This window comes from Actinacidiphila sp. DG2A-62, from assembly GCF_035825295.1.
Taxonomy (GTDB): domain Bacteria; phylum Actinomycetota; class Actinomycetes; order Streptomycetales; family Streptomycetaceae; genus Actinacidiphila.
This window is the reverse complement of record NZ_JAYMGI010000002.1, coordinates 8,498,879-8,514,383: the sequence shown is the minus strand read 5'-3', so window position 1 is coordinate 8,514,383 and position 15,505 is coordinate 8,498,879. Positions and strand designations below refer to the sequence as shown.

The window sequence follows — 15,505 nt, the reverse complement described above, 5'->3', positions numbered from 1 at the left end:
GGATGTGCCGCGGGGGCCCGGTGCCGCGCGCCGCCGGCGGCGGGGTGGTGCTGGGCGCGTGGACTACGCCTTGACGGTGCCGGACTCGGAGATCACGACCTTCGACGAGGTGCGGCCGCTCTGGCTGCCCTTGCTCTCGATCTGCTTGACCAGTTCCTGGCCCTCGACGACCTCGCCGAACACGACGTGCTTGCCGTCGAGCCAGGGGGTGACGACGGTGGTCACGAAGAACTGGGATCCGTTGGTGTTCGGACCGGCGTTGGCCATGGAGAGCAGGTAGGGGCGGTCGTGGCGCAGCTGGAAGTTCTCGTCGGCGAACTTCTCGCCGTAGATGCTCTTGCCGCCGGTGCCGTCGCCCCGGGTGAAGTCGCCGCCCTGGAGCATAAAGGCGGGGATGACGCGGTGGAACGCGGAGCCGGCGTATCCGAAGCCGTGCTGGCCGGTGGCGAGCTCGCGGAAGTTCTGCGCGGTCTTGGGGACCACGTCGTCGAACAGCCGGAAGACGATCCGGCCGGCGGGCGCGCCGTCGATGGTGATGTCGAAGTACACGTTTTCCATGAGCCCATCCTGACATCTCCGCGCGGTGGTTCCGACCCCGGCCGTGCCCGGGTCGATCTTCCGGCCACGGCCGGGGTCGGCGTGCGGCGGGCCGCGGTCAGTGGCAGTCGATGATCAGCGACGTCACGACGGTGCAGGTCCGGGTGGCGCGGTCGTTGCCGGGGACCGGGTCGGCGGGGCTGCCGGCGGTGCGGGTGGCGGTGAGGCTGTAGGGCAGGCCGAGGGTGAGCAGGCCGACCGGGACGGTGAAGTGGCGGGTGGTGCTCTGGCCGCTGTGCAGTGCTGTCGCCGAGCAGGTGACCGCGGTCGCGGAGACGGCGCAGTCGTGGGAGGAGGCGTGCACGGACGCCGGCAGCGGGACGGTGACGGTCGCGGTGTCGGCGGTGTCGGGGCCGTGTCCGGTGAGGGTGACGGTGTAGTCGATGCGGGCGCCGAGCAGCGCGGGGGCCGGGTCGGCGGCCAGGGCGACCGCGACGTCGGCGTGGCGGTCGGCGGGGATGTAGGTGTAGGCGTCGGCGGGTGTGGCGGCGCTGGTGCCGCCGGGGGTGGTCACCTGGACGTCGACGGTGCCGGCGGCGCCGGGCGGCGCGGTGGCGGTGCACGCGGTGTCGGTGCAGGAGACGGCCGTGGCGGGGTGGCCGGCGCCGAAGGTGACGGCGGTGGCGCCGGCCAGTGCGGTGCCGGAGACGGTGACGGGTGTGCCGCCGGCGGCGGGGCCGGATGCGGGGCTGACCGAGGTGACCGCGGGCACCGGAGGCTGGGGCGCGGGCGGCACGGAGATCGCGATGCCGAGCGGGGCGCTGCCGACCGCGATCGTGGCGGTGGCGGCGCCGGTGGCGGTGTCGATCACGGTGACGGCGGCGGAGCCGAGGTCGGTGGCGTAGAGCCGGCCGTCCGGGGCGAGTGCGAGGCCCTGGGGGTTGGTGCCGGCGGGGATGTCCGGTCCCTGGGCGCCGGTGGCGGTGTCCAGGACGGAGACCGAGCCGGCCGGTCCGCCGGCCAGGTACGCGGTGCGGCTGTCGGGTCCGACGGCCAGGGCGTAGGCGCCGTGGGCGGTCGGGAGGGTGGCGGTGACCGTGTCGGTCGCGGTGTCGATCACCGACAGGGTGCCGCCGTCGAGGTCGGCGGCGTAGGCGTGGGCGCCGTCGGGGGCGACGGCGACGGCGATCGGGCGGACGCCGGCGGGCAGGGTGGCGGTCACGGCTCCGGTGGCGGCGTCGATGACGCTGACGCTGCCGCTGCTGGCGGTGACGTAGACCTTGGCGCCGTCGGGGGTGACGGCGACGGCGTCGGGGCCGGTGGCGACGGGGATGGTCGCGGTGACGGTGGCGGTGGCGGCGTCGATGACGCTGATCGCGGCGGAGCCGAGGTCGGCGACGTAGACGCGGGAGCTGTCGGGGCTGACGGCCGCGGCGACGGGGGTGGCGCCGACCGGGATGGTGGCGGTGACGGTGTGGGTCGCGGTGTCGATCACGGAGACGGTGTTGGGGCCGGCGTCGGTGACGTAGACGCGGGCGCCGTCGGGTGAGGCGGCGATGCCCTGCGGGCCGTAGCCGACCGGGATGGTGGCGGTGACCGTGCCGGTGCCGGTGTCGACGGCGGAGACGGTGTTGTCGCCGGCGTCGGCGACGTAGGCGGTCGGGGCGGCCGGGGCGGTCGCGTGGGCGGTGGGCGCGGTCAGTGCGGTGAGTCCGGCCAGCGTCAGCGCGGCTGCGGCGGCCGTGGCGACGGCCTGCCGTCTGCGGCGGGTCGGGCGTGCGGGCACGCGTGTGGTCATGGGTGGGTGTCCCCCCTCGGCTCGCCCGCGGCGGCGGGCGACGGTCGCGCCCGGGGACCGCCGCGGCGCGGTTCGTGACGACAACGAGCGGAGGGGGGTGCGGACACGGCTCGGATCGGCTGCTGACGAACCGTCAATTTCTGCTGCGGGCGCGGCCGTTGGACGAGATGGCGGTCCTGCCCGGGAAACGGTGGCGGGCAGCGCGAGTTGGGATAGGGGTGCTCGGTGCGGTCGCGGACGCCTTCTACAGGGCGGCCGGGGAGGAGGCGTCGCGGATCATCAGGTGGGGGGTGCCGGTGCCGTCCGCGGGCACGCTCCACAGGTCGGTGCTCTTCACGTCGCCCTCGTGCGGCAGCGAGTAGGCGACGGTGCGGTCGTCCAGCCACGCCGCCTGGTCGTCGACGCTGCGGCGCTCGGCCAGCGGGGTCTCCTTCAGGGTGCGCAGGTCGAGTACGTACTCGTGCCACAGCGAGGCGCCGCCCAGGATGCGCTTCTTGAAGGCGATGCGCGTACCGTCCGGGGACAGCGAGGGGCATTCGACGTTCTGCACGCCGACCGAGGCGACCGTACGGCGGGAGACCGACCCGCGCATCAGGTACGTGTGGTCGGCGGTGCCGAGGGTGGCGTAGAAGGTGTCGTCGTCCGCGGCGAAGGTCACGCCCCAGAAGTTGTCGTCGACGTTGTGGTAGCGCTTGCCGTTCAGCGTGATGGCGAAGTCCTCCAGGTTCGGCAGGAGTCGCCAGGTGCGGGTGTCGACGATGGAGGTGCGGGTGGAGAAGAACGCGGCGCCGTAGGACTCCCCGCCGACGAAGACCGTCCAGGCGGCGAACCGGCCGCTGGGCGAGACGCGGGCCCTGCTCGGGGTGCCGGCCAGGGCGAAGGTGCGCTCGGTGTGCAGGGCCGCGTCGGTGACGACGGCGCGGTTGGTCTGGGAGACCACGCCGAGGCCCGACTGCAGGCAGACCCCGGTGCCCGCGGAGGCGTAGAAGCGGGCGCACGTGAGGTCGGAGGAGGTGCGGGTGGCGCCGGGGTCGGCGGACGGCACGGCGGAGACCGCGGAGCGGTGCGGGCCGGCCGCGGAGTTGACGAAGACGACGCGGCCGCGGCCGGTGAGGGCGACGCGGCCCGCGGCGGCGACCGGGTCGCCGGCCCGCGCGGTGTTCTCGTCGGCGGCCCGGTGGGCGGCGTGCAGCACGAAGCCGGTGCCGACGCCGCCGAGCAGCAGCACGGCGAGGACCAGGACGAGCAGGCGGCGCTTGGCGGTCATCGGTTCCTCACGGGTGGTTCGGGCGCGGTGCGGACGTCGGTCGGGACGCGGCGGGGGACGGGCGCAGGACGGCTCCGGCGACCGCCGCGCACAGCAGCAGGGCGACGGCGGAGCCGAACAGCGCGCGGCCGTCGCCCCACACCGTCCAGGCCGCGCCGAAGGCCAGCGAGCAGCAGAAGCGGGCGAGCGCCTGGCCGGTGCCCACCAGGGCGAGGCCGCTGCCGCGCAGTTGCTCGGGCACCACGTCGGCGACCGCGGCCGGCAGCACCCCGTCGGTGGCCGCGTAGAAGACGCCGTGCAGGGCGAGGACCAGGTAGGGCAGCGCCGGGACGGAGGGAGCGCACAGCAGCAGCGCGTATGCGGCCAGCAGTCCGGCGTGCCCGGCCAGGAAGACGGTACGGCGGCCGATCCGGTCGGCGAGCACGCCGAGCGGGACGGCCAGCAGCAGGAACACCGAGGCGGTGCCGAGCGGCATCAGCGGGAACCACTCGTCGCCGATGCCCGCGCGGTGCTGGAGCAGCAGGTAGACGAATGCGTCGCTGACGGTGGTGAGGCCGAGCAGGACGGCGCAGCCGGTCAGGGCGCGCAGCCGCGGCAGCCGCAGCAGGCGCAGGGCCTCGCGCAGGTCGACGGGCGTGGCCGGCGGGGCGTCGGGCTCCGCGGCGGCCGGTGTCGCGGAGGGGCCCCGCGCCGCCGTGCGGCCGGGGACGAAGAGGATCAGGACGAGGACGCCGAGGGCGGCGACGCAGGCGCTGACGCCGAACACCGCGTCGTAGCCGTCGGTCGCGGCGCGCAGGATCAGGAACGCGGTGAACGGGCCGAGCACGGCCCCCGTGGTGTCCATCGCCCGGTGCACGCCGAAGGCGCGGCCGCGGTGCTCGGCGGGGGTGGACAGCGAGATCAGCGCGTCGCGCGGCGAGGTGCGCAGGCCCTTGCCGGTGCGTTCCAGGGCGAGCACGACGCCGAGCGGGCCGAGGCTGTGCACGAGCAGCAGCAGCGGTTTGCACAGCGCGGACAGGCCGTAGCCGATGCCGGCGACCAGCTTGTGGCTGCGGACGCGGTCGGCGATGTGGCCGCCGGCCAGCTGCACCAGGGCGCTGACGCCGTTGTAGACGCCGTCGAGGGTGCCGAAGCCGAGCGGGCTCAGGCCGAGCCCTGCCACCAGGTAGAGCGGCAGCACGGCGGTGACCATCTCCGAGGAGACGTCCGTGATCAGGCTGACCGCGCCGAGGGCGAGCACCACCGGGGCGATCGCCGGCGCGCGGCGCGCGGCGCGGCCTTTCGCGGACGGCGCGGCCTCGGTCGCGTGCGCCCCCTCGGTCGCGTGCGCGGCCTCGCCGGCCCGCGCGGTTCGCGTGGTTCGCGTGGTTCGCGTGGTTCGCGCGGTCGGCTTCTCGTTCTCGCGCGCCGGTGTGCCGCGGTCCGCCAGGTACATGGTCGTTCCCCCCTCGCCTCGCCACCGCCGCGGCGTGCGCCCCGGCCGTGCCCTGCTCCCCGTCCCGCACTCCCCCGCCGGCTTCCCCTGCCGGCGTCCTGCTCCGGTCCGCGCCCCGACGCCGCGCGCGGCGGTCGCTTCCCCGGGCGCGGACCGGGTCCTGCGATCAGCCGGTCCGGCTGCTCTCGTCGCGCAGCCAGGTCCCGTAGTCCCCCGCCCGCACCGCCGCGCGCGCCTTGCGGCGGGCGACGACCGCGGCGGCCAGGAAGACCGTCATGTGGGGCAGCAGCCAGGGCCGCCCGAGCAGCAGGGTACGCAGGTCGGCTGTGGACGTACGGGCGGACGGCGGCTTTCGCGCGGTTCCGCTTGCCGTACCGCCTGCCGGGACCCCTGCCGGAACCCCTGCCGGCCCGCCTGACGTGCCGCCGCCCGCCGCGTCGGTCGACGCGCGCCCGGCGGCGGGTTCCGCGCCTTCGGCGTCGGCCCGCTGGTGCTGCTCCAGCTGGTGCGTGGAGGTGGTCGCCCGCACCCGGCGGCGGATCAGGTCGGCCCAGGTGCGCGGCGGGTGGACGGTCGCGACCGCCCCGGGCACGACGGCCCGTTCGTGCGGCGCGAAGGCCAGGGAGACGGCGAGGTCGTCGGCCATCAGCGGCGGCAGATCGGCGATCCTGGCGTGGCCGTCTTCGGACAGGGCGATCACCCCGCGCCCGAACAGCCCCTCGCGCACCGCCGGGAGCAGCTGCCACACCCGGTAGTAGGCGCGCACCCGCCAGACGCAGCCGGCCGTCGGCAGCCGGCGGGCCGGGGCCGCGGCGAGTACGCCGCCGGCCGGAGCCACCGCCTCCGCCAGGAGGCGTATTCCGCTTGCGTCGATCTCGACGTCCGCGTCCACGTACACCCGGGGGAATCCCCTGGCGTGCCGGTCCCCCGCGCGCAGCGCCGCGTGCTTGGACGGGACCGGGATCTCCACGACGGTGACGCCCGGCCGGGCCGCGGCCCGCGCGGTCGCGTCGGTGCAGCCGTTGCACACCACGACGACGTCGAGCGCTCCGGGCCCGTCCGCGGGCGGCCCGGCGGCGGTGAGGGCGTCCAGCAGGCGGCCGATGACCCGCTCCTCGTTGTGCGCGGGGATCACGATGCTCGTCACGGGGTGAGTATGCGGCCGGAAACGGTCCTGTTGCCGTCTGTTTCGCCCATTTCTCCCCGGGGGCGCGAAAAGGTGCTCTAGATTGGCGACGCGCAACCGGTCCGGCCGCGGCACACGATCCGTGACCTGGCCCGGTCGTGTGATGTCGCAAGGGGAAGCGAGAGGCACGTGTTGCCCGTGACGCCGGCGTGGGGACGCCGAGGCGGCGGTGCGCACGCCACGAGACCGGGGTGTGGGGGGAGTCATGGCTGCTGCAGCGCAGGGCGCGGGGGCGGGCGCCGCCGCGCCGTCGGCCGGAGCCGGGGGCCCGCGGGGCACGGCCGGGACCGGCGACGGCGCGGACGAGGGCGCGGACATAGCGGGCACGGGCGCCGGGCCCGGGACCGCGACCACCGCGGGAGGCGGGGCCGCCGCGGGCGGCGAGGGCCCGCCGCTGGGCGTGGCGGTCGTCGGGGCGGGCTACTGGGGGCCCAACCTGGTGCGCAACTTCCAGTCCAGCCCGCGCTTCCGCTTGCGCTGGCTGTGCGATCTGGACGTGGACCGGGCGCGCCGGGTGCTCGGCGGCTACTCCACCGTGCAGGCCACGGCGGACTACGCCGCGGTGCTCGCCGACCCCGCGGTGGACGCGGTGGCGGTGGCGACGCCGGCCGGCACCCACCTGGAGGTGGCGCTGGCCGCGGTCAGGGCGGGCAAGCACGTGCTGGTGGAGAAGCCGCTCGCGGCGACGTACGCGGACGGCGCGCGGCTGGTGGCGGAGGCCGCGGACCGCGGGCTGACGCTGATGTGCGACCACACCTACTGCTACACGCCGGCGGTCTCCAGCATCCGGGACATGGTGCGCTCGGGCGAGCTGGGCGAGATCCACTTCGTGGACTCGGTGCGGATCAACCTCGGCCTGGTGCAGCGGGACATCGACGTGATGTGGGACCTGGCCCCGCACGACCTGTCGATCCTGGACTTCATCCTGCCCGAGAGCGTGGAGCCGGTCGCGGTGGCCGCGCACGGCGCGGACCCGATCGGCGCGGGGCGGGCGTGCGTGGCCTATCTGACGCTCCAGCTGAACACCGGCGCGATCGCGCACGTGCACGTGAACTGGCTGTCGCCGACCAAGGTCCGCACCACCATGGTGGGCGGCGCCAAGCGCACCCTGGTCTGGGACGACATGAACCCCGCGCAGCGCCTGGCGGTCTTCGACCGCGGTGTGGACCTGGCGGCGCCGGAGGAGATCGGGCCGAACGAGCGGCGGGAGATGCTCGTGTCGTACCGCTCGGGCGACATGGTCGCGCCGGCGCTGAAGGAGAAGGAGGCGCTGCGGGCGATGGTCGACGAGTTCGCCGCGTCGATCGCCGAGGGCCTGCTGCTGCTGACCGACGGGCGGGCCGGGCTGCGGGTGCTGGACATCCTCGAAGCGGCGTCGCGGAGCCTGGAGTTCCGCGGCGCGGTGGTGGGCCTGCGGGCCGGGCACTGAGGCGGCTGCCCGCGGCGCGGGGCCCCGCGGGGTCCGTACGCCGCGGCGACCGCGCACCACGACCGCGCGCCGGGAGCGGCAGGCCGGCGCGCACACCGAACGGCACAGCCACGACACGTTCTCCGTGGGGGGAAGTTGAGCTCGGTACAAGGCAAGAAGATCCTGGTCACCGGCGGTGCCGGCACGATCGGCTCGCATCTGGTGGACCAGCTGGTCCGGCGCGGCGCGCGCCAGGTCGTGGTGCTCGACAACTTCGTCCGCGGCCGCCGGGCCAATCTGGCGCAGGCGCTGCCCAGCGGCGTGGTGGACGTCGTGGAGGGCGACATCCGCGACGCCGGGCTGGTGGCGAAGCTGACCGAGGGCGCGGAGCTGGTCTTCCACCTGGCGGCGATCCGCATCACGCAGTGCGCCACCGAGCCGCGGCTGGCCAACGAGGTGCTGGTCGACGGGACGTTCAACGTCCTGGAGGCGGCGGCCGCGGCGGGTGTGCGGAAGGTGATCGCGTCCTCCTCGGCGTCCGTCTACGGGCTGGCCGAGCAGTTCCCGACCACCGAGCGCCACCACCCGTACAACAACGACACGTTCTACGGCGCGGCGAAGGCGTTCAACGAGGGGATGCTGCGCAGCTTCCACGCGATGTACGGCCTGGACTACGTGGCGCTGCGGTACTTCAACGTCTACGGGCCGCGGATGGACATCCACGGGCTGTACACCGAGGTGCTGATCCGCTGGATGGAGCGGATCGCGGCCGGGCAGCCGCCGCTGATCCTGGGCGACGGCACGCAGACGATGGACTTCGTGGACGTGCGGGACATCGCGCGCGCCAATGTGCTGGCCGCCGAATCCGACCTGACGGACGTGGTGTTCAACATCGCCAGCGGTACGGAGACAAGTTTGCGCGCCCTCGCGGACGCGCTGCTGGAGACGATGGGCGCGAGCGGCCTGGAGCCCGAGCACGGCCCGGCGCGCGCGGTGAACGGCGTGACGCGGCGGCTCGCGGACACCTCGGCGGCGGCCGGGCAGTTGGGCTTCACCGCGCGGATCGGGCTGCGCGAGGGCCTGCGGGACCTGGTGGACTGGTGGCGCGCGGAGCGGGCGGCGGACGCGGCGTCCGGCGCGGACACGGATGCGGACACGGATGCGGGTGCGGGCGCGGACACGGATGCGGGCGCGGGCGCTTCGGTGGAGGCGTCCCGGTGACCGGCGTCGCGGTCCCGGCCGGCGCGGCGGCGCCCGGGCAGGCGCCTGAGCAGGTCTCGGAGCGGACGTCGGAGCAGAAGCCGCAGCAGACGTCGGAGCAGACGCCCGGCCAGGCGTCGGACCCCGAGCGGATCCCGGTGATGAAGCCGTGGCTCGGCGAGGAGGAGGCGCGGGCCGCGGCCGACGCCGTGCTGTCCGGCTGGGTCGCGCAGGGCCCGCGGGTGGCGGAGTTCGAGCGGGCCTTCGCCGCGCGGGTGGGCGCGGCCCACGGCATCGCGGTCAGCTCCTGCACGGCGGCGCTGCACCTGGCGCTGGTGGCACTGGAGGTCGGGCCGGGCGACGAGGTGGTGGTGCCGTCGCTGTCGTTCATCGCGACGGCCAACGCGGTGCGCTACGTCGGCGCGCGGCCGGTCTTCGCGGACGTCGAGCAGGCGACCGGGAACGTGACGCCGCGGACCGTGGACGCGGTGCGCACCCCCGCCACCAAGGCGGTGATCGCGGTGCACCAGGGCGGCGTGCCCGCCGACGTGGCGGCACTGCGGGCGCGCTGCGCCGAGTGGGGCGTGGCGCTGGTGGAGGACGCGGCGTGCGCGATCGGCTCGACGGCGGGCGGAGCGCCGGTGGGCCGTGGGGCGCTGCTGGCGGCGTGGTCGTTCCATCCGCGCAAGGTGGTGACCACCGGCGAGGGCGGCATGCTGACCACGGACGACGCCGGGTGGGCGCGGCGGCTGCGGCGGCTGCGCGAGCACGGCATGAACGCCTCGGCGGCGCAGCGCCACGCCAGCAGCACCCCGGTGCTGGAGAGCTATCTGGAGAACGGCTTCAACTACCGGATGACCGACGTCCAGGCGGCGGTCGGCCTGGTGCAGCTGGGCAAGCTGGACGTGATGGTGGCGCGGCGGCGGGAGCTGGCGGCCCGTTACCAGCGGCTGCTCGCCGACGTGCCGGGACTGTCGCCGGTGCGCGATCCGGCGCACGGCACGACCAACTTCCAGTCGTACTGGGTGCTGCCCGACGAGGACTTCCCCGTCGGGCGCGACGCCCTGCTGGCGGCGCTGGCCGCGGCGGGGGTGTCGGCGCGGCGCGGCATCATGGCCGCGCACCTGGAGCCGGCCTACGCCGGGCATCCGCACGGGCCGCTGCCGGTGACCGAGCGGATCAGCCGGGACTCGCTGATCCTGCCGCTCTTCCACACCATGACGCCGGCGCAGCAGGACCGGGTGGTCGCGGTGCTGCGGGAACAGGCCGAGCGGTGAGCGCCGGCTGGCCGCGGGAGCTGCTGATCGTCGGCGCCGGGGGCTTCGCCCGGGAGACGGCGCAGGCGGTGCGGGCGCTGGCCGTCGCCGACCGGGAGGCGGGCCGCCCGGTGCGGCTGCGGCTGCTGGGGCACCTGGACGACGATCCGGCGCTGCACGGCGTCGACGTGGACGGGGTCCCGGTGCTCGGCGGCAGCGGACTGGTGCACCAGCGGCCGGGGACGCTGGTCGTGGTGTGCGTGGGCAGTCCGCGCGACCGGGCGGCGCGGGCCCGGCTGGTGCGCCGTCTGGCGCTGCCGGCCGGGCGGTACGCGACGGTGGTGCACCCCGCCGCGTCGGTCGCCGAGTCCTGCGCGGTCGGCCCCGGGTCGGTGCTGCTGGCGCACTGCGCGCTGACCGCGGCGGTGCGGCTGGGCGCGCATGTCGCGGTGATGCCGCACACCGTGCTCACGCACGACGACGAGGTGGGCGACTTCGCCACGCTGGCGTCCGGGGTGCGGCTGGGCGGCGGGGTGCGGGTGGGGACGGGGGCGTACGTGGGAGCCGGGGCGCTGGTGCGTGAGCACGCGGTGGTCGGCGACTGGTCGCTGGTCGGCATGGGCGCCGTGGTGCTCGGCGACGTGCCGCCCGGCGAGGTGTGGGCGGGTTCGCCCGCCCGCAGGCTGCGGGAGGCGGCGGCGCCGGCCGAGCCGGGCGGCCCGCCGTCGGCGGGCGCGGGCGCGGCGCCGGCTGCGGGCAGGACGGGCGGGGAGTCCGGCCGGGGGCCGGGGACAGGGATGGGGAGTCCAGTCATATGAACCAGATCCCACTGGTCGATCTGAAGGCGGCGCACGCCGAGGTCGCGGACGAGGTCAGGGCCGGCTTCGAGCGGGTGATGGCCGCCACCGCGTTCGTCGGCGGCGAGGAGGTCGGCGCCTTCGAGCGGGAGTACGCCGCGTTCGGCAGGGTCGCGCACTGCGTGGGCGTCGCCAACGGCACGGACGCCCTCGAACTGGCGCTGCGCGCGAGCGGGGTCGCGGCCGGCGACGAGGTGGTGCTGCCGGCGAACACGTTCATCGCGACCGCGGGCGCGGTGGCGAGGATGGGCGCGCGGCCGGTGCTGGTGGACTGCGCGCCGGACTCCTACCTGATGGACGGGGCGGCGGCGCTCGACGCGGTGGGGCCGCGCACCCGCGCGGTCGTCCCGGTGCACCTGTACGGCCAGTGCGCGGACGTGGCGGCGCTGGCGGCCGGGCTGCCGGAGCGGGTGCGGATCGTGGAAGACGCGGCGCAGAGCCAGGGCGCGAGCCGCGCCGGGCGCACGCCGGGCTCCGGCCAGATCGCGGCGACCAGCTTCTACCCGGGCAAGAACCTGGGCGCGTACGGCGACGCGGGGGCGGTGCTCACCGACGACGCCGAGCGGGCGCGGGCGGTCAGGGCGATCGCCAACCACGGCGGCACCGCCAAGTACCGGCACGACGTGCCGGGGTTCAACAGCCGTCTGGACGGGCTGCAGGCGGTGGTGCTGCGGGCCAAGCTGGCCCGGCTGGCCGACGGCAACCGGGCCAGGCGGTCGGCGGCGGCCCGCTACGACGCGCTGCTGGCCGAACTGGCCGCGGCGGGCCGGGTGGTGCGTCCGGTGACCGTGCCGGGCAACGCCCATGTGTGGCACCTGTACGTGGTGCAGGTGCTCGGCGCCGACCGCGACGACGTGGTCGGCAAACTCAACGCCGAGGGGATCGGGGCGGGCGTGCACTACCCGGCGCCGGTCCATCTGACCCCGGCCTTCGCCGGCCTCGGCCACGGCCGGGGCGCCTTCCCGCACGCCGAACTCGCGGCGGGGCGGATGCTGTCGCTCCCGCTCTTCCCGCAGATCACCGAAGAACAGCAGCGGCGCGTGGTGCAGACCCTCGCCGCCGCCCTGCGCTGACCGGTCCGCCGGGGGCCCGCCGCGATGGCGCGGCGGCCCCCGGCGGGGCCGGCGCCGATGCGCGCCCCGCCCCCTCGAACTGCCCGGCACGCGCCGGGTCGCACCGCCTGAGAGGTACCCGATGTTCGCAAAGACCAGGCTCCTGAGAGGAGTTCTGTGTGCCGTGGTGGCGGCGCTGCTGGCGGCCGTGCTGCCGCTGGCCGTCTCCTCCGGCGCCTCGGCCGCCGACCCCTGCGGGAGCGGCTCCAACCCGATCGTGTGCGAGAACTCCAAGCCGGGCACGCCGATGGAGAACTGGTTCTCGCCCAACGCCTACGGCAACGTGCAGGGGTTCACCGACCAGGTGAGTTACCAGGCGGGCGACACCCTGAAGTTCAAGGTGCAGTCGCCGATCCCGTACCACGTGGAGGTCTACCGGCTGGGCTACTACGGCGGCGACGGCGCGCGGGAGATCTCGACGGCGGCGCAGGCCGCGGTGACGTACCCGGCGAACTTCACCCGTGACGGCACGCCGGGCAGCCCGCCGGACAACACGGTGGTCGACGGCGACGCCGAGGGCAAGCCGCTGCAGTGCAAAACCGACAGCACCGGTCTGATGGACTGCGGCAACTGGCCGGTGACCGGCACCTGGACGATCCCCAGCGACGCGGTGTCGGGCCTGTACATCGCCAACTTCGACCAGACCGACGGCAACGGCGTGATGCCCTACCCGTTCGTGGTGCGCAACGACGCCAGCACCTCCGACATCGTGGTGCAGACCGACGACGAGACGTGGCAGGCGTACAACAAGTGGGGCGGCCGCAACCTGTACGACGGCGACGGTCCGGCGCCCGACGGCCGGGCGTACCAGGTCAGCTACAACCGCCCGCTGAGCATCGGCGGCGACAACGGCGTGTACGGCTCGGAGTACGAGATGCTGTACTGGCTGGAGCGCAACGGCTACGACGTCAGCTACATCTCGGGCGTCGACATGTCGGAGCACGGGGCGACGCTGCTGCCGCGGCACAAGATGTTCATGTCCTCGGGGCACGACGAGTACTGGACGCAGGACCAGTTCACCAACGCCCTCAACGCCCGCCACCAGGGCGTCGCGCAGACCTACTTCAGCGGCAACGAGGTCTCCTGGAAGACGCGGTTCGCCCCCAGCATCGACGGCACGTCCACGCCCGACCGGACGCTGGTGACCTACAAGGAGACCAAGCTGGAGTTCGCGACGCCCGACGGCATCCCGGACCCGGACCCCAATGTGTGGACCGGCGCCTTCCTGGACCCGGGCAGCGCCGCCAAGGGCGAGCCGTTCCAGCCGCAGAACATCCTCACCGGCTCGCTGTTCACCGTGAACGGCTACCGCAGCGACGCGATCACGGTGCCCGGTTCCTACGCGCACATGCGGCTGTGGCGCAACACCACGGTGGCGAGCCTGCAGCCCAACCAGACGGCGACGTTCCCGGTCGGCACCCTGGGCTACGAGTGGGACAGCGACCTCAACACACCCGAGCGGCCGGCCGGGGCGATCGATCTGTCCTCGACGACGGTCGACATCACCGACGGCAAGTACCGCCTGGACTACGGCAACACGTACGGCAACGGCACCGCGACGCACAACCTGGTGGAGTTCCGCGACCAGACCTCGGGCGCCCTGGTGTTCGGCGCCGGGACGGTGCAGTGGTCGTGGGGCCTGTCCAACGTGCCGACCAGCGACCCGGCCGACCAGGTCGTCACCGCCGACAAGCGGATGCAGCAGGCGACGGTGAACCTCTTCGCCGACATGGGCATCCAGCCCAAGACGCTGCAGAGCGACCTGGTCGCGGCGACCGCTTCGACGGACACCGCGGGACCGGTGGTGTCGATCAGCAGCCCGACGCTCGGCACCACCGTTCCGGCGCTGCGCCCGGTCACGGTGACGGGCACCGCCACCGACGCGGCCGGCGTGGTGGCCCGGGTGGAGGTCTCCACCGACGGCGGCGCCACCTGGAACCCGGCGACCGGCACCACCGCGTGGACGTACACGTGGACGCCGTCGCAGACCGGCACCGCGCAGGTGAAGGTGCGGGCGGTGGACGACAGCGTCAACATGGGCCAGGTGGTGTCCCTGCCGCTGACGGTGGGCCCGCAGCAGTGCCCGTGCACGGTGTGGGCGAGCACCGCGGTCCCGGCCAACGTGGACAGCGGCGACGGCGGTTCGGTGGAGCTGGGCGTCAAGATCCGCACCACGGCGCCGGGTTCGATCACCGGCATCCGCTTCTACAAGTCGCCCAACAACCTGGGCACGCACACCGGCAGCCTGTGGTCGGCCGGCGGCCAGCGGCTGGCGACCGGCACGTTCACCGACGAGACCGCGTCCGGCTGGCAGCAGATGAACTTCGCCACCCCGGTGCCGGTCAAGGCCAACACCACGTACATCGCCTCCTACTACGCGCCGAAGGGCGGCTACTCCTACGACGGGAGCTACTTCACCGCCAAGGCGGCGGGCCTCGCGCCGCTGACCGCGCTGAAGTCCGGCGCCGACGGCGGCAACGGCCTGTACCACTACGGCTCCGGCGGCGGCTTCCCCGACCAGGCGACGGGCGGCACCAACTACTGGGTGGACGCGGTGCTGGACACCGCGACGGCCAGTACCGCGCCGCCCGCGGTGACCACCAAGTCGCCGACGTCGGCCGCGGTCAACGTGCCGATCACCACTCCGGTCACCGCGACGTTCAACGAGGCGGTGGACCAGGGCACGCTGGCCATGACGGTGAAGGACGCGGCCGGCGCGAGCGTGCCGGGCACGGTGACCATGGCTGCCTCGAACAGCGCGACCTTCACCCCGTCCACCGACCTGGCGCTGAACACGACGTACACCGTCTCGGTGCAGGCGGACGACCTGTGGGGCAACCACATGGCGGACCCGGTCGGCTGGACGTTCACCACCAGCGCCAGCCCGCCGTCGGTGAGCTGCCCGTGCACGCTGTGGCCGACGAGCACGGTGCCGGCGACCACCGACATGGCCAACGACACCAACCCGGTGGAACTGGGCACCCGGTTCACCTCGTCGCTGGACGGCTACATCACCGGCGTCACCTTCTACAAGGGGGCCGGTAACATCGGGACGCACACCGGCAGCCTGTGGTCGGCGAGCGGTGAGCAACTGGCCACCGGGACCTTCCAGAGCGAGACGCAGACCGGGTGGCAGCTGCTGACCTTCGCCCACCCGGTGGCGGTCACCGCGGGCACCGCGTACGTGGTCTCCTACCACGCGCCCAACGGCCACTACGCGGTGGACGGCGGCTACTTCGCCGCCGCGCACCAGTCGTACCCGCTGAGCGCGACGGCCGACACCGCGTCGACGCCCAACGGCCTGTACCGCTACGGCACCGGCTCGGACGTCCCGAACGCGACCTACGGGTCGGCGAACTACTGGGTGGCGCCGATCTTCAGCACTACTCCCCCGCCGGAGCCGCTGGACGGCACGACCACGGAGACCACGCGATGAACGCCGCCGGGAG

The 15,505-nt window shown here is 74.6% G+C and carries 11 protein-coding genes; 6 read left to right on the top strand and 5 right to left on the bottom strand.

The window, feature by feature from the left end:
* Window positions 1-63 precede the first annotated feature (63 nt).
* From VSR01_RS37360 to VSR01_RS37340, 5 genes are all read right to left on the bottom strand, one after another.
* On the bottom strand, window positions 64-558 hold the full coding sequence (locus VSR01_RS37360) for a peptidylprolyl isomerase (RefSeq protein ID WP_326453398.1): 495 nt from the start codon (window positions 556-558) through the stop codon (window positions 64-66).
* Window positions 559-655: 97 nt separating this feature from the next.
* Complete coding sequence (locus VSR01_RS37355; RefSeq protein ID WP_326453397.1) at window positions 656-2,335, bottom strand: IPT/TIG domain-containing protein; 1,680 nt, start codon at window positions 2,333-2,335, stop codon at window positions 656-658.
* Window positions 2,336-2,579: 244 nt separating this feature from the next.
* A complete protein-coding gene (locus VSR01_RS37350) occupies window positions 2,580-3,602 on the bottom strand; it encodes a TolB family protein (RefSeq protein ID WP_326453396.1) in 1,023 nt (340 codons plus the stop codon).
* 7 nt (window positions 3,603-3,609) lie between these two features.
* Window positions 3,610-5,037 carry an MFS transporter gene (locus VSR01_RS37345; RefSeq protein WP_326453395.1) on the bottom strand — a complete coding sequence of 476 codons (1,428 nt, stop codon included), beginning with the start codon at window positions 5,035-5,037 and terminating at the stop codon, window positions 3,610-3,612.
* Window positions 5,038-5,203: 166 nt separating this feature from the next.
* The gene (locus tag VSR01_RS37340; RefSeq protein WP_326453394.1) at window positions 5,204-6,184 is read right to left on the bottom strand and encodes a glycosyltransferase; all 981 of its coding nucleotides are present in this window, start codon (window positions 6,182-6,184) and stop codon (window positions 5,204-5,206) included.
* Between the two features lie 244 nt (window positions 6,185-6,428).
* Here VSR01_RS37340 and VSR01_RS37335 point away from each other — a divergent pair, with 244 nt between their 5' ends.
* From VSR01_RS37335 to VSR01_RS37310, 6 genes are all read left to right on the top strand, one after another.
* Entirely contained in the window at window positions 6,429-7,652 is a 1,224-nt protein-coding gene (locus tag VSR01_RS37335; protein ID WP_326453393.1) for a Gfo/Idh/MocA family protein, read from the top strand.
* A gap of 135 nt (window positions 7,653-7,787) precedes the next feature.
* Window positions 7,788-8,852, top strand: a complete 1,065-nt coding sequence (locus tag VSR01_RS37330) for an NAD-dependent epimerase/dehydratase family protein (RefSeq protein WP_326453392.1) — start codon at window positions 7,788-7,790, stop codon at window positions 8,850-8,852.
* The gene (locus tag VSR01_RS37325) at window positions 8,849-10,108 is read left to right on the top strand and encodes a DegT/DnrJ/EryC1/StrS family aminotransferase (RefSeq protein WP_326453391.1); all 1,260 of its coding nucleotides are present in this window, start codon (window positions 8,849-8,851) and stop codon (window positions 10,106-10,108) included. The genes VSR01_RS37330 and VSR01_RS37325 overlap by 4 nt, the downstream gene beginning before the upstream one ends.
* On the top strand, window positions 10,105-10,905 hold the full coding sequence (locus VSR01_RS37320) for a NeuD/PglB/VioB family sugar acetyltransferase (protein ID WP_326453390.1): 801 nt from the start codon (window positions 10,105-10,107) through the stop codon (window positions 10,903-10,905). Before VSR01_RS37325 ends, VSR01_RS37320 begins: the two co-directional genes overlap by 4 nt.
* The gene (locus VSR01_RS37315) at window positions 10,902-12,017 is read left to right on the top strand and encodes a DegT/DnrJ/EryC1/StrS family aminotransferase (RefSeq protein WP_326453389.1); all 1,116 of its coding nucleotides are present in this window, start codon (window positions 10,902-10,904) and stop codon (window positions 12,015-12,017) included. The genes VSR01_RS37320 and VSR01_RS37315 overlap by 4 nt, the downstream gene beginning before the upstream one ends.
* Before the next feature lie 163 nt (window positions 12,018-12,180).
* Window positions 12,181-15,492, top strand: coding sequence for a DUF4082 domain-containing protein (locus tag VSR01_RS37310; RefSeq protein ID WP_326453388.1), 3,312 nt, complete (start codon window positions 12,181-12,183; stop codon window positions 15,490-15,492).
* Window positions 15,493-15,505 lie beyond the last annotated feature (13 nt).

Coding starts and splice junctions, on each gene's coding strand:
- VSR01_RS37360 (WP_326453398.1), bottom strand. CDS start 558: ATGGAAAACGTGTACTTCGACATCACCATCGACGGCGCGCCCGCCGGC.
- VSR01_RS37355 (WP_326453397.1), bottom strand. CDS start 2,335: ATGACCACACGCGTGCCCGCACGCCCGACCCGCCGCAGACGGCAGGCC.
- VSR01_RS37350 (WP_326453396.1), bottom strand. CDS start 3,602: ATGACCGCCAAGCGCCGCCTGCTCGTCCTGGTCCTCGCCGTGCTGCTG.
- VSR01_RS37345 (WP_326453395.1), bottom strand. CDS start 5,037: ATGTACCTGGCGGACCGCGGCACACCGGCGCGCGAGAACGAGAAGCCG.
- VSR01_RS37335 (WP_326453393.1), top strand. CDS start 6,429: ATGGCTGCTGCAGCGCAGGGCGCGGGGGCGGGCGCCGCCGCGCCGTCG.
- VSR01_RS37315 (WP_326453389.1), top strand. CDS start 10,902: ATGAACCAGATCCCACTGGTCGATCTGAAGGCGGCGCACGCCGAGGTC.